At 66.4% G+C, this 22,917-nt stretch carries 21 protein-coding genes; 8 read left to right on the top strand and 13 right to left on the bottom strand.

Annotated features, from left to right (window positions below; genetic code table 11):
• Positions 1–17: 17 nt before the first annotated feature.
• A complete protein-coding gene (locus ACQCSW_RS00175) occupies positions 18–635 on the bottom strand; it encodes a uracil-DNA glycosylase (protein ID WP_426988855.1) in 618 nt (205 codons plus the stop codon).
• A 121-nt stretch (positions 636–756) separates the two neighbouring features.
• On the opposite strand from ACQCSW_RS00175, the gene ACQCSW_RS00170 reads away from it, so the two are divergent.
• Positions 757–1,260, top strand: a complete 504-nt coding sequence (locus tag ACQCSW_RS00170) for a hypothetical protein (protein WP_426988853.1) — start codon at positions 757–759, stop codon at positions 1,258–1,260.
• Here the strand turns inward: ACQCSW_RS00170 and ACQCSW_RS00165 are convergent.
• The 9 genes from ACQCSW_RS00165 to ACQCSW_RS00125 all read right to left on the bottom strand — a co-directional run bounded on the left by ACQCSW_RS00165 (position 1,257) and on the right by ACQCSW_RS00125 (position 9,385).
• Complete coding sequence (locus ACQCSW_RS00165; protein WP_058930777.1) at positions 1,257–1,637, bottom strand: RNA-binding S4 domain-containing protein; 381 nt, start codon at positions 1,635–1,637, stop codon at positions 1,257–1,259. The two genes, ACQCSW_RS00170 and ACQCSW_RS00165, sit on opposite strands and share 4 nt — an antisense overlap.
• A gap of 43 nt (positions 1,638–1,680) precedes the next feature.
• Positions 1,681–2,679, bottom strand: a complete 999-nt coding sequence (locus ACQCSW_RS00160; RefSeq protein ID WP_426988851.1) for a sensor histidine kinase — start codon at positions 2,677–2,679, stop codon at positions 1,681–1,683.
• Positions 2,672–3,346, bottom strand: coding sequence for a response regulator transcription factor (locus ACQCSW_RS00155; RefSeq protein ID WP_426988849.1), 675 nt, complete (start codon positions 3,344–3,346; stop codon positions 2,672–2,674). The genes ACQCSW_RS00160 and ACQCSW_RS00155 overlap by 8 nt, the downstream gene beginning before the upstream one ends.
• A 4-nt stretch (positions 3,347–3,350) precedes the next feature.
• Entirely contained in the window at positions 3,351–4,064 is a 714-nt protein-coding gene (locus tag ACQCSW_RS00150) for a DedA family protein (protein ID WP_426988847.1), read from the bottom strand.
• 25 nt (positions 4,065–4,089) lie between these two features.
• Complete coding sequence (locus tag ACQCSW_RS00145) at positions 4,090–4,914, bottom strand: phosphatase PAP2 family protein (protein ID WP_426988845.1); 825 nt, start codon at positions 4,912–4,914, stop codon at positions 4,090–4,092.
• Between the two features lie 429 nt (positions 4,915–5,343).
• Positions 5,344–6,192 carry an SDR family oxidoreductase gene (locus ACQCSW_RS00140; protein WP_426988843.1) on the bottom strand — a complete coding sequence of 283 codons (849 nt, stop codon included), beginning with the start codon at positions 6,190–6,192 and terminating at the stop codon, positions 5,344–5,346.
• A 10-nt stretch (positions 6,193–6,202) separates the two neighbouring features.
• Positions 6,203–7,207 carry an aldo/keto reductase family protein gene (locus ACQCSW_RS00135; protein WP_426988841.1) on the bottom strand — a complete coding sequence of 335 codons (1,005 nt, stop codon included), beginning with the start codon at positions 7,205–7,207 and terminating at the stop codon, positions 6,203–6,205.
• A gap of 79 nt (positions 7,208–7,286) precedes the next feature.
• On the bottom strand, positions 7,287–8,351 hold the full coding sequence (locus tag ACQCSW_RS00130) for an aldo/keto reductase (RefSeq protein ID WP_426988839.1): 1,065 nt from the start codon (positions 8,349–8,351) through the stop codon (positions 7,287–7,289).
• A gap of 170 nt (positions 8,352–8,521) precedes the next feature.
• Entirely contained in the window at positions 8,522–9,385 is an 864-nt protein-coding gene (locus tag ACQCSW_RS00125) for a hypothetical protein (protein WP_426988837.1), read from the bottom strand.
• A gap of 230 nt (positions 9,386–9,615) precedes the next feature.
• Here ACQCSW_RS00125 and ACQCSW_RS00120 point away from each other — a divergent pair, with 230 nt between their 5' ends.
• On the top strand, positions 9,616–10,017 hold the full coding sequence (locus tag ACQCSW_RS00120) for a YchJ family protein (protein ID WP_426988835.1): 402 nt from the start codon (positions 9,616–9,618) through the stop codon (positions 10,015–10,017).
• Here the strand turns inward: ACQCSW_RS00120 and ACQCSW_RS00115 are convergent.
• The 3 genes from ACQCSW_RS00115 to ACQCSW_RS00105 all read right to left on the bottom strand — a co-directional run bounded on the left by ACQCSW_RS00115 (position 10,014) and on the right by ACQCSW_RS00105 (position 13,284).
• Entirely contained in the window at positions 10,014–10,835 is an 822-nt protein-coding gene (locus ACQCSW_RS00115; RefSeq protein ID WP_426988833.1) for a hypothetical protein, read from the bottom strand. The genes ACQCSW_RS00120 and ACQCSW_RS00115 overlap by 4 nt on opposite strands.
• A gap of 52 nt (positions 10,836–10,887) precedes the next feature.
• Positions 10,888–12,918: an acyl-CoA dehydrogenase family protein gene (locus ACQCSW_RS00110; RefSeq protein ID WP_426988831.1), complete on the bottom strand. Its 2,031-nt coding sequence runs from the start codon at positions 12,916–12,918 to the stop codon at positions 10,888–10,890.
• 63 nt (positions 12,919–12,981) lie between these two features.
• The gene (locus ACQCSW_RS00105) at positions 12,982–13,284 is read right to left on the bottom strand and encodes a hypothetical protein (protein WP_426988829.1); all 303 of its coding nucleotides are present in this window, start codon (positions 13,282–13,284) and stop codon (positions 12,982–12,984) included.
• A 321-nt stretch (positions 13,285–13,605) separates the two neighbouring features.
• On the opposite strand from ACQCSW_RS00105, the gene ACQCSW_RS00100 reads away from it, so the two are divergent.
• From ACQCSW_RS00100 to ACQCSW_RS00075, 6 genes are all read left to right on the top strand, one after another.
• A complete protein-coding gene (locus tag ACQCSW_RS00100; RefSeq protein WP_426988827.1) occupies positions 13,606–15,066 on the top strand; it encodes a DUF3375 family protein in 1,461 nt (486 codons plus the stop codon).
• Positions 15,067–15,068: 2 nt separating this feature from the next.
• The gene (locus ACQCSW_RS00095) at positions 15,069–15,851 is read left to right on the top strand and encodes a DUF4194 domain-containing protein (RefSeq protein WP_426988825.1); all 783 of its coding nucleotides are present in this window, start codon (positions 15,069–15,071) and stop codon (positions 15,849–15,851) included.
• Positions 15,848–19,315: an ATP-binding protein gene (locus ACQCSW_RS00090; protein WP_426988823.1), complete on the top strand. Its 3,468-nt coding sequence runs from the start codon at positions 15,848–15,850 to the stop codon at positions 19,313–19,315. Before ACQCSW_RS00095 ends, ACQCSW_RS00090 begins: the two co-directional genes overlap by 4 nt.
• A 221-nt stretch (positions 19,316–19,536) precedes the next feature.
• On the top strand, positions 19,537–20,628 hold the full coding sequence (locus tag ACQCSW_RS00085) for an iron-siderophore ABC transporter substrate-binding protein (protein ID WP_426988821.1): 1,092 nt from the start codon (positions 19,537–19,539) through the stop codon (positions 20,626–20,628).
• Between the two features lie 10 nt (positions 20,629–20,638).
• Positions 20,639–21,796, top strand: coding sequence for a FecCD family ABC transporter permease (locus ACQCSW_RS00080; RefSeq protein WP_426988819.1), 1,158 nt, complete (start codon positions 20,639–20,641; stop codon positions 21,794–21,796).
• Between the two features lie 83 nt (positions 21,797–21,879).
• Positions 21,880–22,917 (top strand): FecCD family ABC transporter permease, encoded by a 1,038-nt coding sequence (locus tag ACQCSW_RS00075; protein ID WP_426990587.1) that lies wholly within the window; start codon positions 21,880–21,882, stop codon positions 22,915–22,917.

The raw sequence follows: 22,917 nt of genomic DNA, 5'->3' as shown, positions 1-22,917 counted from the left end.
ACCGACGTCGTGCGTGGCTAAAGGTGCTGGATGCCTGCCCGCTGCATGGCGTCCTTGTAGACGTCAACGCTCTTGGCGAGGAGATCCTCCTGTTTTGCTTCAGAAACAGCAAAGGCCCGCCCGCCTAGCGCGCTGGCCTTGTAGATCTTGATGCCGCTGTTCTTCAGGGAAGAATGGTAGGTCTTCTCGAAGAGGGTGAGGAACGTGGAGGCGTCCGTGCCGTGGGCGATGACTGCGGAGACACGGCGGTTGATCTTGAGGAACTGCCGGAAGGGCCGCAGACCGTCAGTCTTCTCCTGGACGTTCAGCGCCGACGGAAGCTCCGGATCCCGCACCCACGGGTACGCATTCCACGGCATCACATAGCGCGGATCAAGCTCGGCATGTTCGTAAATCTGGGTGGCGCGGCGGGCGGCTTCGTCGTCGTTGAAATGGGAGACGAAGCCGGATTCGGTGCCCTTGCCGGGACTGACGTGGAGGCTGACGATCCGGCATTCGTCCTCGTCGTGCACGGGGTCGATGTAGGGGACGACGGACCCTGGCTTCTTTTCCATCAGTTCATCGCAGAGCTGCGTTACCGCCGCGATGTTTGGTTCCTGTAGCATGGCCTTTTTTTCGTCCCAGTCAATCGTCACGATCTCTCCCTCAGCAGCACGGCGTCCAGAAACAGGCGTCTAAGCCCACTCTACGCTTTTGGACGTTTAGGTGCGCAGTGCAAGTTAGCTCCGGACCGGCGCCTGGCCGGGTAACGTCATCATGATGAACAGGAAAACGCTCAAGTCCGACGGCTTTGCCGGCTTCCGGAGCTTCGACAGCCTTGAGATCATGAGGGTTCCGCAGGGCACCGGGGTGTTCGCCGTTCTTCGGCCGAATGAGTTCGAGCCGCATTTCCTGAAGATCAGCACCGCCGGGACCTTCAAGAAAAAGAATCCAACCCTGCCGGCGGAAGCCATTCTGGCGGAATGGGTGGACGGCGCGGACATTCTCTATGTTGGCAAGGCCGGGCCGGGAAGCAAGGGCAACCGCGGCCTCCGGAATCAGATCAAGGAGTTCCTGGACTTTGGGAGGGGCAGGCCGCCGGGCCATTGGGACGGCCGGCTGATCTGGCAGCTGACCCACACGGATGAACTGATCATCGCGTGGAAAGAGTTGCCCGCCGAAGAAGTGAACCAAGCCGAGGCCGGGTATCACGCAGCCTTTGTTGCGGACCATGGCCGGCTGCCGTTCGCGAATCTCGTGCAGGCCAAAGTGCGGAACTAAGAGCCCTTGAGCCGTTCCATCTCACGGCGGTCTTTCTTGGTAGGACGCCCCGCGCCACGGTCCCGCTGAGGGAGCCCCAGCGCAGGTGCCACTGGCCTTGGCGGCGTGTGGTCAGTGAAGCAGTGTGAAGCGGCCTCCGCACCCACGCGTTTGGCGATCAGGCGGCGGACCTCGAGGGTGCGTTCGAAGCCGGACATCCGCACAGTCACTGTATCGCCAGTGACCAGCGTGGCCGAGGCCTTCGCCGGGCTGCCGTTCAGCCGCACATGCCCGGCCCGGCACGAAGCGGTGGCTGCCGAGCGGGTTTTGTAGGCGCGGATCGCCCACAGCCATGCATCAATGCGGACGCTGGCGGGGGAGGACGGAAGGCTGGTCATGGCTGGCACCGAGTATACGGTGTGACCGGTCAGGGGCAGCGGGTCAGGGGCCGGCCAGAGGAAGCCTGATCCTCATGGTGGTTCCGTCCGGGGCCGTGCTGGCGATCTCAACAGTCCCGCCAGCCGCGGTGGCGACGTCGCGGACAAGGGCCAGCCCGATGCCGAAGCTTCGCTGCGCCCGGGCTCCATCCGGGCGGGGGGTCCTGACGAACCGCTCAAAAATTCTGTCACGTTCGACGCCGGTGATCCCGCTTCCGGTGTCGGTCACGTCGATCACTGCGCTGCGCTGGCTCGCTGCCGTGGCGAGGGTGATGTGGCCCCCGGGCGGGGTGTGCGCGAGGGCGTTGTCGGCCAGCGCCAGCACGGCTCGGCGGAGACTGTTCTGATCGATTCGGACGAGCGGACGGCCGTCGTGGGTGACCGAGATGTCGATGTCCATGTCCTGGGCGATTTGGCGGACGCTGTCGGCCACAGCCGCCGTCACCGCGGCAATGTCTATTGGCTCAGCCGGCGCGTCCGCAGCGCCGCCGGTTGCGGCCAGCAGCAGCTCGTTGACGATGGCCGTCAGTGTTGAGGTGTCCTCCCGGATCCGCGCCAGGGCATGCTCCGGTTTCGAACCTGGAGGGGCGTCACGCTGGGCGAGCTGGATCCGCGCGTCCAGAATTGCCAGGGGCGTGCGCAGTTCGTGGCTGGCGTCCTGGACGAATCTGCGTTGCAGCGCCATCGCCTCACCCAGCGGGCGGATGGCACTGCGCGCGCTCAGCCAGCCGATCACGCCGGCAAACACGATCCCGGCTGCCCCTGCGATGACCAGGGCTTTGAGCAGGTCCTTGTAGTCCAGGTAGGCGTAGTCCGCCACCGAGCCCGCGTTGCCGGGCAGTTCAGGGTGGGACAGCTGATTCGTGAGATAGATTGCGGCTCCGGCCAGGAGGCAGATGACCATCACAGCGCAGGCCGCACTGATGCGCACGGCGATCCTGAGTGAGGCCTTGCGGAGGGTGGCCTGGTCCGGGTCGACCGTGGGCGCAGTGTTCTCATTCATGGCCGTCCCCGATCTGGTAGCCCACGCCGTGGACCGTGCGGATCACGTTCCTGGAAATCTTGCGGCGCAGGTGGTGGACGTAGGTGTCGATCACGCTTGGCTGGTCTGTGGGAGGGAAAACAGAGCGGATGAGCTCGTCCCGGCTGAAGACCCGGTCCGGTTCCATGGCCAGCGCGGCCAGCAGATCGCACTCTTTGGCGGTCAGCGTCACCAGCGGTCCGTAGACGGACCGGACGGAACGGGCGACGGCGTTCAGCTCCCAATCGCCGATGCCCACCGTTTGGTGCACCTGGGTGTAGCTGCGGGTCAGGGCGCGCAGGCGTGCCCCCAACTCCCCGGCGTCGAACGGTTTGGTCATGTAGTCGTTGGCGCCGGCGTCGAGGCCACGGACTTTCTCCTCCGTGTCGCCCAGCGCCGTGAGGATCAGCACCGGCGTCGAAATTCCGTTGTCCCGCAGCGCGGCAATCAGAGTGATGCCGTCCATGACGGGCAGCCCGCGGTCGACCACCATGACATCCCAGGGCTCCCCGAGCGCGACGCTCAAGCCAAGCCCTCCGTCGGCCACCAGCCTGATCCGGTAGTCGCTGTCAAGCAGTTCGGCGATAAGCGGCCCCAGGACGGGATCGTCCTCGACAAGGAGCAGGGACGGCCGCACATCTGTTGTCATGGGGCTATTCTTCCGTGGCCAGCACTTCCGCGGGCTCCTTTTCTGGTTCGTCCACAGGTTCGTTGACCGGGGTGCCCCGGTTCCTTCGGCGTTTGAGGAACTCAATGCCCCACGGGATGACGGAGACCAGGACCATAGCCACGGCAATCAGGTCGATATTGTTGGCGATGACATCGAAATGTCCCAGCCAGAACCCCAAGAGAATCACCGACGCGGACCACGCCACGCCCCCCACAAGGTTCCAGAGCGTGAATTTCCGGTAGGTGTAGTGGGCGATGCCGGCGGCCAGCGGGGCGTAGGTGCGGATGATCGGAACAAACCGGGCCAGCACGATCGCCGAGCCGCCGTGGCGGTGGAAGAACTCCTCCGTTTGGGTCAGATGGGAGGTCTTCAGGATCCGGGCATCATCTTTGAACCACCGGCGGCCAAACTTCCGGCCCAGCAGGTACCCCACCTGGTCGCCAGCCACCGATGCCGCGGCGACAACGCCGATCAGCACAGGCAGCGTCAGGTACAGCTGCTGGTGCAACAGGCCTGCCGTGAACAGCAGCGAATCTCCCGGCAGGAAAGGAAAGAGAACGCCGGATTCGATGAACACCATCCCGGCGATGACCGCCAGGGCAGCCGGTCCCAGGCCCTCCAGGAGACCGGCGGGATCGAGGGGTGAGGAAGCGGCAGCGGAGGCCGCCACAGTGGCCAGTGCATGAAACGTCTGCATGATGCCTTTCGTAGGGCAAGAACTGCTAGAGAAGGAACGGCCGGGTTGCCGCGTTGACGGGCAGGCGCTTCCAAGCCCGGGGCGCCAACCAGTTCCAGCACCCGGTCAGGAGCATCACGGCCGCGCTGCCGGCCAGAACTGACCCCACGACGTCGGACGGGTAGTGGACGCCGATGTACAGCCGCGACCATGCCACGGCGGCGGCCACCACCACACCGGCAACTGCCGCGAAATTCGCCCAGCGCGTCCCGCGGGCCAGGAAGTACACAGCGAACGCAAGCGTCACCGCGAAACTGACGTGACCGCTGGGAAAACTGTCAGCCCCGGTTTCCGGCGCCAGCGGGTCGAACAGCAACGCCGGATCCGGGCGCTGCCGGGCCACAAGGATCTTGAAGAATTCGCTCGCCACCCATCCGGACACGGCCACCAGGCCGAATGCCACAGCATTGACCGGCGCCCGGCGCACGAACAGCAAAACAAGGGCGACAACGGCGATCAGCAGCACCCCCACCACGGGGCCGAACAACAGGTTCAGGGCCATGGCGACGCCGGTCAGCAAGACAATGTGATGCAGGCTGAGGTTCTGGTCCACCCCCAGCTCGCCCGCGCTGATGCCGGGAACGTCAGTAACGGCGATGCCAAGGACGACGACGGCGGCGGCCAGGAGGATCCCCCACAGCACCCAGAGCCGGGCCTGTGGCAGCACCAGGAGCCGCGTCCTGCCACCATTATGGGCGGAGGCCGCGCGGTCTGATGGAAAACTTCGATCGTGGACGGTGTCAGGCATCAAATACTCCGGCTGGGTCTCTGCGGCCAGCTGGCCGCGTCCAGATAAGTCTGCGCCGCCCATTTTAAGGATTCCTTAAGAAGTGGCCTCAGGCCTGGCTTGCCGGGAGTTTTCAAAGGAAGGTCCACGATCCTTGGGCCGTGCCCCCACTCGAAGTTATTGTTGGCGCCTGGCAGATCGAGTGCTGGACCACATCACCACAGTTGCGGCGTCAGGCGCGGTCTGGTTCCCGGGCGCACTCCGGGACCAGCAGCTGGCCGGGGACCTCCTGTGGTTCATCTGCGAGATTGTGGACCTGCCGCTGATCATCCTGATGTTCATGCGGTTTTCGAAGAGCGACAAACGTGAAGCACGCAGCTTTGACGACCTCACCAGGAACTTGAAGACCTCACCGCGGAGCACCTCAGGCGCGGCCGCTAAGAGATCAGGGTTTCGGCAGCGGTGTCCATGTGCCTACGGATCGTTAGGGACTCCCACTCCAGAGAGAGGGGGCTACAGCTGCGGCTGCCGCAGGAACCCTTTCAGGCTCAGCGGCTCCCGGCCGGTCAGGGTCCGCACGTCGGGCGACAGTCCTGCCAGCTCGCCCGCGGCAATGGCCGTGTACGTGCTCACCCAGGCATCAACCTGCCACGACGGCGCCCCGTAGGGCGCCCGGGATGCGTAGGCTTCCTCCACCGATTCCGGGTGATAGGTGACGGTCCGCCCCGTTTCCGCGGTGAGGACTTCCGCAGCGCGGGCCAGCGACAGGCCCTCGGGCCCGCTGAGGTCGTAGGTGGTCCCCACATGGAGTGCGGGATCCCTCAGCACCGTCACGGCGGATCGGGCCACGTCCTCGCGGGCAACTGCAGAAACCGCGCCATCCCCAGCGGGCCCGCGGATTACGCCATCCTCACCAGTCAGGAGCGGCAGGAAGTCCAGGTAGAAGTTGTCCCGCAGGAACGTGAAGTCCATCCCGGACGCCCGGATCCGCTGCTCGGTGGCGTAGTGGTCCCGTGCATGCGTGAAGGTGGCCTCCGGGGCGGCGCCGTAGAACGACGTGTAGACAACATGCTGCACTCCGGCGGCTGTGGCGGCGTCGATGAAGCTGTAGTTCTGGGCCAAGCGGTCCTCGGCCTCCGCCGCGGATACCATAAACAGCGTCTTCACCCCCTCCAGAACCTGGCCGGCCAGCACGGTTTCCGCGTAGCTGAACACCAGCGGGACTGCGCCTTCGAGCTCCGGCGCCCGGCCGGCGTCGCGCACCAGCAGTCGCTGGGCCGTGCCGGCTTCGGCGAGCTGCCGGGCCACCATCCCACCCAAAAAGCCGGTGGATCCGGTCACAGCCAGGTCTGGCAGGGACATCACGGGTCTCCTACGCTTCGCGCGTGGCGGGGGACTTGGTCTGCGCCGGATCGCGTTCCGCCAGCGAGCCGATGGCGTCGTCGATCTTCTTCATGGTCTGCGGCTCCAGAGTCACACCCGCGGCGGCCACAGTGTCCGCTATCTGCTCCGGGCGGGACGCACCCACGATGGCCGAGGCCACGTTCGGGTTCTGCAGGACCCAGGCTACCGCGAGCTGCGGCATGGACAGGCCGGCTTCCGCGGCGATCGGTTTGACGTCCTGGACACGGGCCAGGACGTCGTCACGCATCCAGCGCTCGATCATCTTGGCGCCGCCCTTGTCATCGGTGGCGCGGCTGCCTTCAGGAGCAGGCTGGCCCGGTAGGTATTTTCCGCTCAGCACGCCCTGCGCCATGGGTGACCAGACGATCTGGGACACGCCCAGCTCCTCCGACGCCGGCACAACCTCGGCCTCGATGACCCGCCACAGCATAGAGTACTGCGGCTGGTTGGAGATCAGCTGGAAGCCCAGTTCCTTGGACAGTGCGTGGCCTTCGCGGAGCTGCCCGGCGGTCCACTCGCTGACGCCGATGTACAGCGCCTTGCCCTGCCGCACGATGTCCGCGAACGCCTGCATGGTCTCTTCCAGCGGAGTCTCGAAGTCGTAGCGGTGGGCCTGGTAAAGGTCCACGTAATCCGTCTGCAGCCTGCGGAGCGAGCCGTTGATCGAGTCCATGATGTGCTTGCGGGACAGGCCCAGATCGTTCTTGCCCTTGGGGCCGGTGGGGCCGTAGACCTTGGTGAAGATCTCCAGGGACTCGCGGCGTTCGCCCTTCAACGCCTCCCCGAGGACGGTTTCCGCTGCGGTGTTGGCGTAGACGTCCGCCGTGTCAAAGGTGCTGATGCCGGCGTCGAGCGCTGCCCGCACGCACTGCGTGGCGACGTCGTTCTCCACCTGCGAGCCGTGCGTCAGCCAGTTGCCGAACGTGATTTCTGAGACTTTAAGGCCGCTGTTTCCGAGATATCTGAATTCCATGGTTTCCACGCTAGCCGAGATGGTTGCTCCGGGTAAGGGCTTCCAGGAATGCGCGACGGCGGGACGGCGGCCCCGGCGTTCAGCGGCGGCGGAGGTCCGCGTACTCCAGGGACGGCACTATTGCCCCGGCGTCGCGCTCCACGAAGTTCGTCCCGGGCGGCACCAATTCGTCGATTGCATCCAGTACGGACTCGCCAAGGAGGGTGTCCGCGGCCTTGAGGTAGGCCCGGAGGTGCTCTTCGGTGCGCGGACCGATGATCACACTGCTGACGGCGGGGTGGTTCAGCGCGAACCCGATGGACAGTTCCACGAGTGAGACCTCCAGCTTGTCGGCCCGCCGTGCCAGCGCGTCCGCGGCAAGCAGCTTCCGCTCACTCGAAGGTCCGGAAATGTCGTAGCGTCCCGGGAGTGAATGCACTCTTGTTGGCGGTTTCCCGGCGTCCAGGACAAACTCGCCGGACAGCCAGCCCCCGGCCAACGGGCCGTACGCCAGCACGCCCAGGCCGTACTGCTGCGCAATGGGCAGGACATCGCGCTCGTTGCCGCGGACCAGCATCGAATACGGGGCCTGGTTGGCAACAGGCGGGATCAGGTGGTTGGTGGTGGCCAACCACTGCGCCTCCACGAGTTGCGCCGGGGTGAACACCGAGGTGCCGTAGTAGAGGATTTTTCCCTGCCGGATGAGGTCGTTCAGGGCGGTGATGGTCTCAAGCACGTCGGTGTTGTAGTCCGGCCGGTGCGCCTGGTACAGATCGATCCGGTCCGTCTGCAGCCTGCGGAGGCTGCCCTCCACCGCCTGCATGATCCAGCGCCGCGAGTTCCCGGAGTGGGCGGGGTTGGCGCTCATCTGGCCGTGGAACTTGGTGGTCAGGAACACGTCGTCCCGGCGGCCGCGGAGCGCGCGGCCCACCACCTGTTCGGACTCACCCTGGGAGTACACGTCGGCGGTGTCTACCGCGGTGATGCCGGCGTCAAGGGCGGTCTGGATGATGCGGATGCTTTCATCCGCGCCGGTGGGGGCGCCGCCTGTTGGGCCACCGCCCAGTGCGCTGCCCGGGCCCTCGCCGAAGTTCATGGTGCCCAGCGTGAGCGGGCTGATGGGCGTGCCTGACCGGCCGAACACGCGCAGTTCACTGAGGCTCATCCCCGGCTCCCCACAATCGGTGGTCCACGCGGATTGCTGTGGATCGTCACGACGCTACACAAATTCGGGGCCCGGCAGCGGGAATGTGCCATACTCCTTCGCTTTTCGTAGCAAGGGGTAATGCGGACCGGAGCAGTGACGGTTTGTGACGCCCGGGTGACGCCCTGTCCTCAGCGCCGGTCGGCAGGCAGCTTGGCCTTGAGGACGTTCGCGTGGCCGGACAGCGACACGAGCGAGCCGGTGTCCAGCAGGGAGAGCGGCGCGGGGGCGGGCGGCTTCGTGAAGGAACGGGCGGCCCCAAGGGCGGTGTTCTCATGGCTGGCGTTGTCGCGCCCAGGATTGTCCTGATGCAGCGCCGACTCCACCAACGGAGCCACCGCTTCCACTTTTGCCGCGGGGACGGAGGGGCCGGGAAGGTCGCGGACTGTGACCTTGATTTCCGGGGTGGCGGCACGGGCGCGCGCCATGGCCCGGGCATCCGCCTCGGCCACCGCGGTAGCCCAGTCCTCGGCGAGCACCGGCGGCTCCTTGCGGGCCGCTGTGAGCAGCGGGTGATGCTCCACCGCATCGTGGAAGCGCGGCCGGAGTTCGGATGGTTTCAGGAAGTTGCGGCCGTCTCGAAGGGCCTGGCGCCAGTCGTGCGGCGAGCTCACTACGGCCACGGCAGCCACACTGCGGGCGCGAACAGTGGACAGGGCTGCGCCTGCCATCGTCCGCAGCGGCCCGGCTTTCGCGCCCAGCGCCGCGGCGCGGGCCGGCTTTCCGGGAGTGGGGGCGGCAGCGCCGTCGTCGTGCGTTGCTTCGGGGGCGTCCGACGGCGGCCCGGGCTCCCCGGTCAGCCGGACCAGGGGGAGCGTTTTGTTTTTCGGGAGCCGCCCGGAGAGGGCCATCACGGTCAGCACAAGCAGCCGCCCGACGCCGGCAAGCACCAAGGTCAGGACCACCAGCAGGACCAGGCCCAGGAACATCAGGAGCGCCAGGCCGAGCGTGCCGAAAAAAGTCAGGTTGAGAGCGATCGTCGTCGAATCTCCCACGTCATCTCTCCTATCTGCCGGCGGCGGAGTCCGTCCCGGCGCCCATCACCACGGGCAACAGCCCTCCACCACCTTACGGACTATTTTTCGGTCCTGCCCCCGCGGGGCGGGGTGCGCGTGAGGTTGTTTCGAAGCTGTTACCGGATATGACGACGGCGCCTGCGCTTATAGTCGGAAGGGATCCACGAGGCCGCCGGAAAGCGGTCCGGACAACCCGCGACAGGAGCACCATGACCGAGAATCCGATCAACGCCGGCCCCTGCATTTGCCTGTCCGGCGAGTCTTACGCGGACTGCTGCGGGCGCTTCCACAACGGCGGTGCCGAAGCCGCCACGGCGGAGCAGCTCATGCGCTCCCGCTACACCGCGTTTGTCCTGCTCAACGCCGAATACCTCCGGAAAACCTGGCATCCGGATACCGCGCCTGCGGAACTGGAACTGGACCCAGCCATGGAGTGGCGCCGCCTGGACATCCTGTCCACGAACCGCGGCGGCCCGCTGGATACTGAAGGGACGGTGGAGTTCAAGGCCCATTTCCGGCACGGCGGCGAACGCGGAGTCCACCACGAAATCAGCCGCTTTGTCCGTGAGAACCGGCGCTGGTACTACGTCGACGCCGCCATGCCCGCCTAGCTCCCGTTGTACGTTTCGTCCGGGGTGAAGCCGGCGCGGTCCACCTTGCGGTGGAAGTGCATGCCCGCCAGGCCGCCGAGCACGGCACCCACCAGCGCGACCAGGGCAACCACGACGGCGGCAATGATGCTGGTGAGCGTCAGTTCGCCTTCGTTGATGGGGATCCGAGGGAAGCTGTTCAGATTGGCCAGGACGTTGAACTGCTGGCCGGCGACGATGCCCAGCAGCGCAATCACAACCGCAGCGATCAGCGCCCAGATCCACACCATAAAACCCTGCCGGGCGCCGTTGAACCGTGCCATCCGGCCGGCGACGTAGCCGCCGGAGTAGTAGGAGATGAGCAGGACCACCAGCAGGACGATGATGCCTACGAGCCCGACGGCGCCGTTTGTCGTCAGCTGGTTGACGGCCTCGTTCACGTCGGTGTTGTTCGCCAGCCCCACCGCGGTTCCCGCTGCGGCCACAAAGGCTGTGAGCAGGACGGCCATGCCGGTGGCGGCGAGCCAGCCGAAAAAGGCCGAGCCCACCTTGATGCCGCCGAACTGTTCCTTCTCCCTGGCTACGGCCGTTTGCTGGTCGGTCAGGCGCGCATCCGTCAGGCGTGGATCCAAAACCGGAGCGTCGGTCACCGGCGCCTGGGCTGCCGGGGCATAGCTCTGCTCGGCATAGCCCTCCTCGGCATAGGGCGCCGGCGTCTGATCGAAGGCGCGCGTGGGCTCGCCACTGGCGAAGCTTTGGTCACGAGCAGTTTCATTCCGTAGATTCTCGTTCCGCGTGGTCGGCGGAAATCTGTCCTCTGGGTCCGTTGGGTTGCTCATGGGTCATACTCAACCACTGCTGACCAGCGATAACAAGGATGCTTAGCAGTCGCTAGCGGTAGTTCCGGTGCAGGTTTTCCTTGGTGGACGCCCCTGGCGTGGCATCGGCGATCCACGGGCCGGTGCCCTCTGAGGGGTCCAGTACGCCCGCCTCGAGCCAGGTGTAGTCCCCGGCAAGGACCTTGCGCGAAAGGATGTGGTCGCCGTCGTCCGTGTTCCGCCACAGCTGGTCAAAATACTCGTCAATGCGGACGCGGGCCTGCTCGCAGTATGCCTCAGCCAGTTCGTAGGCACTGGCGCCACGTTCCGGCGTAGTGCGAAGGATCATCTCCGCCCGCGAACAGCATGCAGCCATGGCGAACAGTTCGGCGCCGATGTCCACCACCCTGCCCAGGAACGCCTGCTTGTACTCCAGCTTTGCCTGCCAGCGCCCCATGCCGTAGAACGTCTGGCGGGCCAGCCGGCGCGAGGACCGTTCCACAAAGCGCAACTGCTTGGCCAGCCTGCCGAAGTCGCTGTAGGACCGGGGGTCCATTCCGGCACCGGCCACGAGTTTGGGCAGCCACCGGGCGTAAAAACCTGAAGCCCCGACGGCGGCCCTCGCCTTGTCCTGCAGGCTCGCGTCCACGGACGCAAGGTCGCCGGCGGCGGCAAGGTGGGCGTCCACGGCTTCGCGCGCGATGAGGAGTTTCATGATCTCCGAGGAGCCCTCGAAGATCCGGTTGATCCGGAGGTCACGCAGCTGCTGCTCGGCCGGAACCGCGCGTTCGCCCCGGGCTTCCAGGGACTCCGCCGTCTCGAAGCCACGCCCGCCGCGGATCTGGACCAGTTCGTCGGCGATCCGGTAGCTGATCTCGGAGGACCACAGCTTGGCCAGGGCCGCCTCGATCCGCACGTCCTTCTGCCCGGCGTCGGCGAGTTCCGCGGACAGTTCGAAGACGGCGTCCAGGGCGAAGGCGGACGCGGCGATGAAGGCGATCTTCTTGCCCACGGCCTCGTGTTTGCCCACCGGCTGGCCCCACTGGGTGCGGGCGTTGGACCATTCCCGGGCGATCTTCAGGCTCCAGCGGCCGGACGCGACGCACAACGCCGGCAGGGAAAGCCGGCCTGTGTTCAGCGTGGTGAGGGCGATCTTCAGGCCCTGTCCCTCGCGGCCCAGCCTGTTTGCCGCGGGCACCCGCACCTGGTGGAACCGGGTGACGCCGTTTTCGATGCCACGCAGTCCCATAAAGGTGTTGCGGTTCTCCACGGTGATGCCGGGGGAATCCATTTCCACCACAAAGGCGCTGATGCCGCCCTTATGCTCGGTGCCGTCCGCATCGGTGTGGGCCGGCACCACGGCCATCACCACCACAAGTTCGGCAATCACACCATTGGTTGTCCAAAGCTTCACGCCGTCCAGGACGTAAGTCCCGCCGTCGTCCGTGGGAACGGCGGTGCTGCCCATCCGCGCGGGATCGCTGCCTACGTCCGGTTCCGTCAGGAGGAAAGCTGTAATGGCCCCGGCGGCGCAGCGCGGCAGGTACTCGCGTTTCTGCTCCGCCGTGCCAAAGACCTTCACCGGTTCCGGAACGCCGATTGACTGGTGCGCGGAGATCAGGGCGCCGATGCTCGGGTGGACACTGCCGATCAACGCCAGGGCCCTGCCGTAGTAGACCAGGGACAAGCCGAGTCCGCCGTACTCCTGCGGGATCTTCATGCCAAAGACGCCAAGGCCCGCCAGGCCCTGGAGGTACTCGTCCGGGATCCTGGCCTCGCGTTCGATCACGCGGCCGGACATGGTGCGGGCGTACTCGGTGAGGCGTTCCATAAAGGCTTCGCCGCGTTCCACGTCATCGGCCCTTGCCTTCGGCCAGGGATGGATGAGGCTGAGGTCGAAATTCCCCAGGTACAGTCCCTTGGCGAAGCTAGGCCGGTCCCAGTCAATCTCGCGGGAGGCTTCAGCAAGTGCCCGGGCGTCCGCTGCTGTGGCTTCGGGCCCGATATTGGCCGCGGCGACGGGGACTTCCGCGGCCGGTGCGTCGATGGCAGGAACTTCGGTGGCAGGTGGGTTCGTGGCGGGGCTGTCAGTGGCGGAGCTCATGGGGTATCTCCTCTGACCGGGATGGCCGGTTCAAGCCATGGATCCGCCGGGTTGGAGAACCCTTTAGCTGTCTCCCAACATTACCCGCGGGTAGCTTCCAGTGCTAGGGGATGGCTGGCCCTGGAAGTCCCCGGGGATCTCCACGGTGGAGGCGTGGTGGACCAGCCTCTCCCAGCCGTGGTTGATCCCGTGGACCACAGTCAGCAGCGTGGTGGCGGCGAGGAACCAGGCGAACTTGCCTACCCCCACCAGGACCAGGGCCAGGAAGCCCGCCGTCAGGACGAAGCCCACCAGGACCAGGGCAAACGCCAGGGTTCCGATAAACACCATGGTGCCGGTCTCCACTGCACTTAAGTCGAACTGCATTGTTCCCCCTGCTGCGCCGTTGCTTCGGTTGAGTTCAGTAGCACGAGCGTAGGGGTGCTTGGGCGCCCCAGCCAGACCTGCCCCGCCGTCACGGCGGGTTGATACGGGATCGCAATGCTACCGGGACGTAGGTCACGGAGCGGTCGCGGCGGCCCCGCGCTTCCCACAGGCAACGCGGGGTCACTTAGCGTCCATGTTGGCCCCCGCGATGGGCGCTAAGTGACCCCGCGTTGCTTGGGGAGGGGCTGCGTTAACCTTGTAGTTGGCAGTTTCCGCGATCCGCGCTGCCCAACCATCCCCCCAGCAGCTGAAGGAGAGTGCGTGCCCCGCTCCGCCAGGTCATCCGCTGACGCGATCAGTGCCCGGCTCCGGGACCTCGAACTCCTCACAAAGGGACCCGCCTGGGCCCTGACGCGCTCGGCGCCGTGGGTGATCGCGGTGCTGCAGGCATCCTTTACCCGCACCCGTCCGCAGCTTCCGCTCGAGGAGTTCCACGCCGACGTCGACTCCTTCCTTGAGCAGCTCCGGCGCCAGGAGCCCGGGCTGGGTGGTGCCGCCATCGGCACGTCGTCCGGCAGGAACTATGCGGACGAGTGGACACGCAAGCATTTCCTGACCCGCCGCAACCAGTCGGGGCAGATCGTTTACGAGGTCACCGAGCCGGCCGCCCGCGTGCTCGCATTCCTGGACAGCCTCTCCAGCGAGCGTTCCACGCTGAATGGTTCCCGGCTGGGCACCCTCCTGGGCGACGTGGAGAAGCTGGCCAATGAGACCAATCCGGACCAGAGTGCCCGGCTGGAATCCCTTGAGGACGAGATCGGGGAACGGCAGCAGCTGATCCAGGACATCAGCTCCGGCGACTTTGACGGCCTGCTGGACGACGATGAAGCCGTTGAAGCCGCCGGGAACATCCTGGACCTCGCCGCCAGCCTGCCCGCCGACTACAAAAAGATGCGCGACCGCATCGAGGAACTGGTGGGCGAACTGCGCAACCAGATTATCGAGGAGTCGCTCAGCAAAGGTGCCACCATGGCGCAGGTGCTCGACGCGGACAGGCGGCTGCGGCAGAGCCCCGAGGGCCGGACCTTCCGCTCCTTCACCGCTTTCCTCGAAGACCCGCAGCAGCAGCTCCGGTTCCGTTCGGCCATCGGCGAAGTCCTCAGCCGGCAGTTCGCCGACGACCTTTCGCCAGAGGACCGCGAGACCCTCAAGAACCTGGTGGCCGAGCTCCGCCACCAGCACAGCCAGATCCAGCGGATCTACGGCAAGCTCAGCGAAAGCCTGAACACATACGTCCAGAGCGACGACTTCCGCCAGTCCGTCCGCCTCCGGAAGGTCCTGCGCGAGGCCGAGCAGGCCATCAGGTCCCTGCCGTATGAACGCGAACGGCCGGGCCTGGTCCGCGGTCCGGTGCTGTTCAACGCCGGGTTCGAATCGTTGGCCATGGTCAAGCTCTACGACCCGGACGAGTTCGCCGTCCCGCCCAAGCTGGCCGACCCCATCGCCTTCAGCGACTCAGACCGCGTGCGCTCGCCGAGAACGGGCAAGGCGCGCCCCGACGCCATCCGGGCCGCCGTGGCCGGCGCGTCCACCCTGGCCGAGGCCTGGGTCCAGCTGCCGCAGGAGGAGCAGCACATCAACTCCATTCGCGGACTCCTCTCGTACGCCCTCCAGGATGGCGCGGCCTTTGACCGCGACGCCTGGGATGGCTTGGACTACGAACAGATCGACGGCACCACCCGCACGGCGTACCTGCCGGTGGTCACCCTCAAGAAGGACTGACGATGACTGAAGAAATTACGACGGCGGCACACCCGGTGGTCGAGCGCAGCGGCGGAGTCACGCCCCGCGACACGTTTGTGGACGGCGCGGCACTGTTTCCCGGCGATACCGGCGTTCTCTCCATGAAGGTGCGCCAGGCGCTGGTCAAGCTGCTCAAGGGTCCGTACGTTGACGGCGGCCGCGACGAGAAGCTGTGGTCCATGCTGCTGGACAACCAGATCATCCTGCGCAGCCGCCTGTCCGAGCTGTTCCTGACCCTGCAGCTGGACCACGAGCGCAAGATCGCCGTCCTGCGTCCGGTGGATCCTGAGGCGATCGGCGGCAGTAACCGATCGAGCATCCTGCGCCAACAGCGTGCGCTGAGCCGGGTGGAGACCATCGTGCTGCTCCGCCTGCGGATGCTGTTGGACCGCCACGTCACGGCCCAGACCGATGCCACCATCACCCGCGAGGAAATCGCTGACCTCGTGGCCCACTACCAGCCCGCCGGACAGCAGGACGCGCTGCGGGATTCCGACGTGGTCACCCGTGCCATCACCAAGCTCCTGGCCCGCCAACTGCTCCTCACCACGGGCCTGGATGATGTCTACACCATCTCCAATGCCCTCCCGCTGGCCCTCCCCTTCGAAAACATGGGCGACATCCCCGCCCAAATCGAGGCCCTGGTAGCAGCCACCACAGACCCCACGGGCACTGAAGCCCTGATAGAACTCGACAGCGACACTTCGCCAGAGGACGCTGGCGGCGCGATAGCCGATGACACCGAAGCGGAGGAAGCCAAGTGAGTATCGCAACCATGCTGCCGATGGGCGACCTCACGAATCCCGGCCAGATGCGCCTTGCCTTGGTGCAGGTGGTCAACTGGGGCACGTTCCATGGGGCCCACGCGATGCACGTGGACCGGAACGGAACGCTGCTGACGGGCAACTCGGGCGTGGGCAAGTCCACGCTGTTTGATGCCATGCTGAGGGTGTTTGATGCCCGGCCGCGCTCCAACGAGGCCGCGGCCCAGCGTGCCGGCGGTGCCGTGGAGGACAAGAGGACCACGTTCACCTACATGCGCGGCAAGGTGGGCGACAAAGCGGTGGGCGAAGGCTCGGCCAGCGCGTTCCAGCGCCCCGGTGCCACGTGGTCCGCCGTCGCACTGACGTTCGATAACGCCGCGGGCACCCGCATCACGGTGTCCGCCCTGTTTGACCTGCCCAAAAACGGCACGGAGTCCAGCGTCGGGCGCTTCTACCTGATCGACAGCAAGCCGCTGGACCTGCCGGCCATTGAGGACATTGCGGAGAAGCGCTTCACCAAAGCCGGGCTGGAAACGATCTTCCCGGACGCCCAGATCTTCGATGTCCACAAGGCCTTTGCGGAGCGTTTCCGCAGGCTCCTCGGCATCAGCTCGGACCAGGCCCTGCCCCTGCTCCGCGTGATCCAGGCCGGCAAGGGCCTGGGCGGCAGCGTCAATACGTTCTTCCGCGATCAGGTCCTGGACGCCCCCGCCACCCTCACCGCGGCGGATGACGTGGTGGAGGAATTCAGCAACCTCATGTCCATCCGGCAGCGGCTGGAGGATGTGCGGCAGCAGCGGGACCGGCTGGCCCCCGTGCCCGGGCTGAACAAGGAATACGCACAGTCGCTCCTGGACGCGAACCGGCTCCGTGAGCTGTCGGGCGAGGAGTTCGAAGCCTACAAGCAGCAGCTCGCGGTCACGGTCCACCAGAAAACCCTTGCCCGGTTCAAGGAGCTGGCCCAGGTGAAAGCCAAGGAGCTGGGCGCGGAACGCTCGGTCCGCGACGGGCTGGCCAAGGAACTGCGCCAGCTGGAGACCGACTACAACAACCAGGGCGGCAATGCGATCTCCGCGATCGAGCAGTCGCTGGACAACGCCAAGGTAGGGCTGCGGTTCCGCGAGCAGGTGGAGGAAGCGGCCCGAAAGGCGCTGTCCGACGCCGGCTTGCAGCTGGAGTGGACCGCTGAGGGTTGGGAACAGGCCCACGAGCAGGCTGCCGCCAGGTCGGCCGAGCTCAAGGATGACTCGCAGGCCCTGCAGGAGCTCCGCTTCGAAGCCTTCGACGGCCACGCCACCAAGAAGCGTGAGTTGGCGGCAGCCCAGCAGGAGCTGCTGTCTCTGAAGACGCGCAAGTCCCTGCTGCCGCCGTCGAGCATTGAAAACCGTGCGGCAATCGCTGCGGCCACCGGCGTTCCTGAAGACCGGATGCCGTTCGGCGGCGAGCTGATGGACCTCGCCGAAGGGGAGGAACAGTGGCGGCCGGCGGCGGAGCGCGCCCTCCGGAACCTCGCCACCACGTTGCTGGTCCCCGGCGAACATTTCGCTGCGGTGACCCGCTACCTCAACGACAACAAGGTACGCGGCGCCTTGCGCGCGGTGGACGTGTCCAAGCCGCTCGCGGGCGGCGCCCTCGCCGTGGAGGACGCGTGCGACGGCGACCTGCTCACCAAGCTGGACATCCTCGCCAGCGGCGCGGTGGCGGACGCCGGGGAATGGATCCGGGAGCGGATCGCCCTCGACCTCGCCTACCCGTGCGTCGAGGACCCCAATGAACTGGCCACCCTGGACAAGGGCATGAGCCTGGGCGGTGTGGTCAAACGCAACCGGCACACGGTAGAGAAGGACGACCGTTTCACCAGCCGCCAGGATTACGTGCTCGGGTTCGACAACGCCGCCAAGCTGGAGCTCGTGGCCGCCCAGGTGGAGGACCTGCAGCAGGAACTCGCCAAGGCCGCCGAGCTGGCCCAGAGCCGTGAAGAGTCGCACCAGGGCATGAGCCGGCAGCTCGATGCCCTCCGCCGAATCGCGGAGGACCACCGGCCCTGGGAACAGGTCTCAGCGGCCGTCGCCGCCGATGAACTCACCCGGATTGAACAGCGGCTCAAGGATGCCCTCGCGGCCCAGGCAGACCTGGAACCGCTGCGCGCCAACATCGAAACGGCGCGGCAGAAACACCAGGCAAGCACCGAAGCCGCAGCCGTCCTGCAAAGCGAATACAAGGCACTGGACCGGCAGCTGAGCGCCGCCGCTTCACTGCTGGAAGCCGCGCGTACCCGCCTGGAGCAGTCGCCGCCGTCGGACGCCACCGTCACCGCGCTGGAACCGTACTTCACCGACTTCGGCGACGTCAGCGAGATGCATGAGCTGGACAACCTGGCCAACCGCGTCCGGACCGCGCTGCTCGGGGAGCTGCACGCCGCCGAGACGCGCGGGCAGGCAACCTCCGAGCGGCTGACCCGGATCTTCGAGGGTTTTGTGCGCGAGTGGGGCTCCGCGATCTCCGCGGACCACGGCACCTCCATCGGTGCGGCAGGGGAGTTCGAAGGCCGCTACCACGCCATCATCAGCGACGGCCTTCCCGCCCAGGAGTCCGAGTTCCGGCAGTTCTTCAACCAGCGCACGCATGAATCCTTCAGCACGCTGCTGCACCTGCTGGACGAGGAGCGGCGGTCCATCACCAGCCGCATCCTGCCGCTCAACGGCATCCTGTCCGAGGTCAACTTCCATGAGGGCAGCTTTCTGGAACTGGACATCAAGCAGACCCTGCCGGCTACGGCCAAGCAGTTCAAGGACGCTATCCAGAACGCGCTGAAGGCCCGGCACACTCGGCCCGCCCGCGCGGGTTCCGGCCCGGAAACCGGGGGAGGCGACGACGCCGAGCTCACCGCCCGGTACAAGACCCTCGAAACGCTCGTAAAACGGCTCGGATCACCCACCCCGGAGGACAGGCGCTGGCGCGCCGAAGTGCTGGACGTCCGCGGGCACCTGTTCATCCAGTGCAAGGAGCACCGGGAGGTGACCGGGCCGGCGTCGGGCAAGAAGGGCGGCGGCAAGCGGACCGACGTTTACATGCACGCAGACACCGGCTCCATGTCCGGCGGCGAGCGGCAGCGCTTCACTGCGTTCATCATGGCCGCGGCGCTGAGCTACCAGCTGGGTATCGCCGAGCAGGGGTTCACCACTTACGGCACCGTGATGATGGATGAGGCATTTGTGCTGGCCTCGGAGGAGTTCGCCGGCGCCGGGATCAAGGCGTTGCACGAGTTCGGATTCCAGCTGTTGCTGGCCGCTCCGGAGAACGTGATCGACCTGTCCCGGCACCTGGGCTCCGTGACGGAGATCCTGCGGGACAAGCGCACCAACCGCTCCGGCGTGCTCACCGCCCCGGTGATCCGGCCCAGGCCCGGCGCGGAAGGTCAGTGGCGGTCCGAGGCGAACCCCGTGGACATCGTGCTCCGCTGACCCGGGCGCCGGCGGAGTGCCTATCCGGCAGCCGTGCAGGCGTCGATCTGGGCCCGGACGATTGCGCCGTAGTGTCCCACCAGCTCGTCGAAGTCCCAGCCGGCAATGACCTGTTGCTATTCGTTGCGTCACATAATTAATTACGCAATACAAAGCTTTTCTAATTATGAACAGGCTAGGCTACCCTTACTTAGGTTCGCATCATTCACCTAAGGAGTTCCGTGACTTCCCCCCTCATCTCCGGCCCGAGCGCCACCCGCCGCACGCTGTTCAAGTCAGCCGGCAAGGCAACGGCAGTTCTGGCCGCCGCGGCACTCACACTGTCCGCCTGCTCCACCGGCCCCGCGTCTTCCACGTCAGACGCCGGCACCTCCAGCTCCAGCAACTCGCAGTTCCCGGTCACCATCAAGCACGTCTTCGGTGAAACCACCGTCAAGGAACAGCCCAAGCGCGTAGTCACCGTTTCCTGGGTCAACGACGACGTTGCCCTTGCCCTCGGCGTTGTCCCGGTGGGCGTCCCCACGAACGAATGGGGCGGCAACGAGCAGGGCTCCACTCCGTGGAAGGACGCGGCGCTGAAAGAACTCGGCGCCGGCTTCGGTTCCGACAAGGCTCCGGTCCAGTTCTCCGAGGCTGACGGCATCAACTTCACCGAGATCGCCAAGCTCACCCCTGACGTCATCCTGGCCGCCTACTCCGGCCTGACCGAAGAGGACTACAAAAAGCTCAGCGAAATCGCGCCGGTGGTGGCCCACCCCGAGGTTGCTTACGGAACCTCATGGCAGGATTCAACCTCCATCATCGGCAAGGCGCTGGGCAAGGAGGCTGAGGCTACCAAGCTCATCGCCGATACTGAGGCCACCGTCAAGGCAGAAGCTGCCAAGTACCCGCAGATCGCCGGCAAAAGCTTCATCTACGGATACACCGATCCCTCGGACCTCACCGCCACGGGCTTCTACACCGCCAATGACAACCGTCCGAAGTTCCTCTCAGCCATCGGGATGAAACTGGCCCCGGTCGCCGAGAAGGCTTCCGCGGGCTCCAAGGACTTCTTCGTGCTGTGGTCCGCCGAGAAGGCCAACGAACTTGAGGCCGATATCTTCCTGAGCTCGGTTGAGGATGCCGCGACCGCTGTGGCCGTCAAGAGCGATCCCCTGCTGGGCCAGATTCCGGCCATCAAGAACGGCGCGTTCGTTGCCGATGCGGACAAGAGCCTGGTCCTGGCAATCTCCGCCTCCTCGCCGCTGAGCCTGCCGTGGGCGCTGGACACGTTCCTCCCGCAGCTGGCCACCGCCGCGGATGCAGTGAAGTAAGCACCGTTCCATGACGGAAAGTACGACGACGGCACCCGCCGGACTGCGCGAACGGACACTTGGGACCCCGATCGGGTCGCAACGAGGGCCTCAAGGGTCCGTTCGCGCCGCTCGATGGGCTAGCGCCGCTCGATGGGCTAGCGCCGTTCGATTGGCTGGCGCCGGCGGGAAGGCCAGAACCAGGCAGGCTGCCTGGCTGCTGGCCGCCGTCGTCGTACTTTCTTTGTTAGCCGCCGCTTCCTTGGCCATCGGCGCCAGGGGCCTTTCCCTGGCCACTGTGTGGCAGGCGCTCACCCAGTTCGACGCCGCCAACGGGGACCACGCCGTGGTCCACGCGCGCATCCCCCGCACCGTCCTGGGAATACTCGCCGGCGGTGCCCTGGGCCTGGCCGGCGCCGCGATGCAGGGCGTTGCCCGCAATCCGCTGGCAGATCCGGGCATCATGGGCGTCAATGCCGGAGCCGCGCTGGCCGTTGTCACCGGCATCTACCTTTTCGGCGTCACCTCCCTGAGCGGCTACATCTGGTTCGCTTTCATCGGTGCCGGAGCCGCCGCCGTCGTGGTTTACCTCGTCGCGTCCATGGGCCGGGACGGTGCGACGCCGGTCAAGCTAGCCCTCGCCGGAGCCGCCCTCAGTGCCGGGCTCTATTCCCTGATGAGCGTCATTCTCGTCTCCAGCCAGGACACGGTGGACCGCTTCCGCTTCTGGCAGGTGGGCGGAATCGCCGGCCGCGACTGGGCAGTGGTGCTCCCGGGCCTCCCGTTCCTGGCCGTCGGGGCACTTATTGTTCTTGGCACCGGCCGCATCCTCAACAGCCTGGCTTTGGGTGATGACATCGCCCGCGGCCTCGGCCAGCGTGTGGGACTGACCCGTGGAGTGACAGCCTTGGGCATCGTGCTGCTGTGCGGTTCCGCGACGGCATTGGCAGGGCCGATCGGCTTTGTTGGCCTGGTCATTCCGCACGCGGTCCGGTCGCTCACTGGCCCCGACTACCGCTGGATCCTGCCGTTCTCCGTGGTCCTCGCACCGGCACTTTTGCTCTGCGCGGACATTATCGGCCGCGTAGTGCTGCTTCCCGGCGAGGTTCCGGCCGGGATCATGACGGCACTCGTTGGTGCGCCGGTCTTCGTCTGGCTCATCCGCCGCGGAAAGGCGGCCGGGCTGTGACCCCCTCCACCGGGCGCGAACTGGCAGATAACGCCCTCAAAACCCCGAAAACAGGGGATTATCTGCCAGTTCGCGCACCCCTGATGGGCCGGACCATCCTGAACCGGACCGCCGCCCTGGCCCTCGGCGTCGTGATCATGTTCTCGGTGTACGTGCTCCTGGGCAGCTACACCGTGACTATCCCGGACTTTTTCAAGATCCTCATCGGACACCTGACCGGCGGTGAGAGAATCCCTGGCGCAAGCTTCATTGTCATGGAGAACAAGCTGCCCCGGGCCGTCATCGGAGTTATGATCGGTGCCGCGTTCGGCCTCTCCGGCGGCCTGTTCCAGACCATGCTCCGCAACCCGCTGGCCAGCCCGGACGTGATCGGCATCAGCTACGGTGCGAGCGCGGCAGCGGTCACCGCCATCGTGATCTTCGGCGCCACCGGGCCGGCCGTGTCCGGAGCGGCGCTTGGCGGCGCGCTGGGCATCGCAGCGCTGATCTACGCCATCTCCCGCGGACCGGCACTGGGCTCAGGCGGCGGCAACCGGGGGAACGCCGCGGGCAACCGGCTGATTCTGGCCGGCGTGGGCATCGCCGCCGCCCTGCACGCGGTGGTCAACTTCCTCATGACCCGCGCGGACATCCGCACGGCAGCCGACGCACTCGTCTGGCTCAACGGCTCCCTCAACTCCGCCAACTGGGACCGGGCGGGCATGCTCGCGCTGGCGCTGTTGGTCCTGGTCCCCGCCGTCATCGCCCTTGCCGGGCCGCTGCGCATCCTGGAACTCGGCGACGACGCCGCGGCCGGGCTGGGTATCCGTGTCGGGTTCACCCGCCTCGCCGTGGTGGTCACCGCCGTCGCACTCGCCGCGGTGGCGACAGCGGCTGCCGGGCCCGTCTCGTTCGTCGCCTTCCTGGCTGGCCCGATCGCCCGGCGCTTCACCCGTAAAGCCAGCCTCCCGGCGTCGGCCCTGGTGGGTGCGCTGATTGTCCTCACCGCCGACTACGCCGCGGCCAACCTCGCCCCCTTGCTGCTGGACGGCACCGTGCTGCCCGTCGGTGTTATCACCGGCGCGCTCGGTGCCCCGTTCCTGCTGTGGCTTCTGGTCACGGCCAACCGAAAGGATGCCTGA

This window comes from Pseudarthrobacter sp. Y6 (assembly GCF_050156205.1).
Taxonomy (GTDB): domain Bacteria; phylum Actinomycetota; class Actinomycetes; order Actinomycetales; family Micrococcaceae; genus Arthrobacter.
The sequence above is the reverse complement of the archived record's forward strand: the minus strand, read 5'-3'. Positions and strand labels throughout refer to the sequence as shown.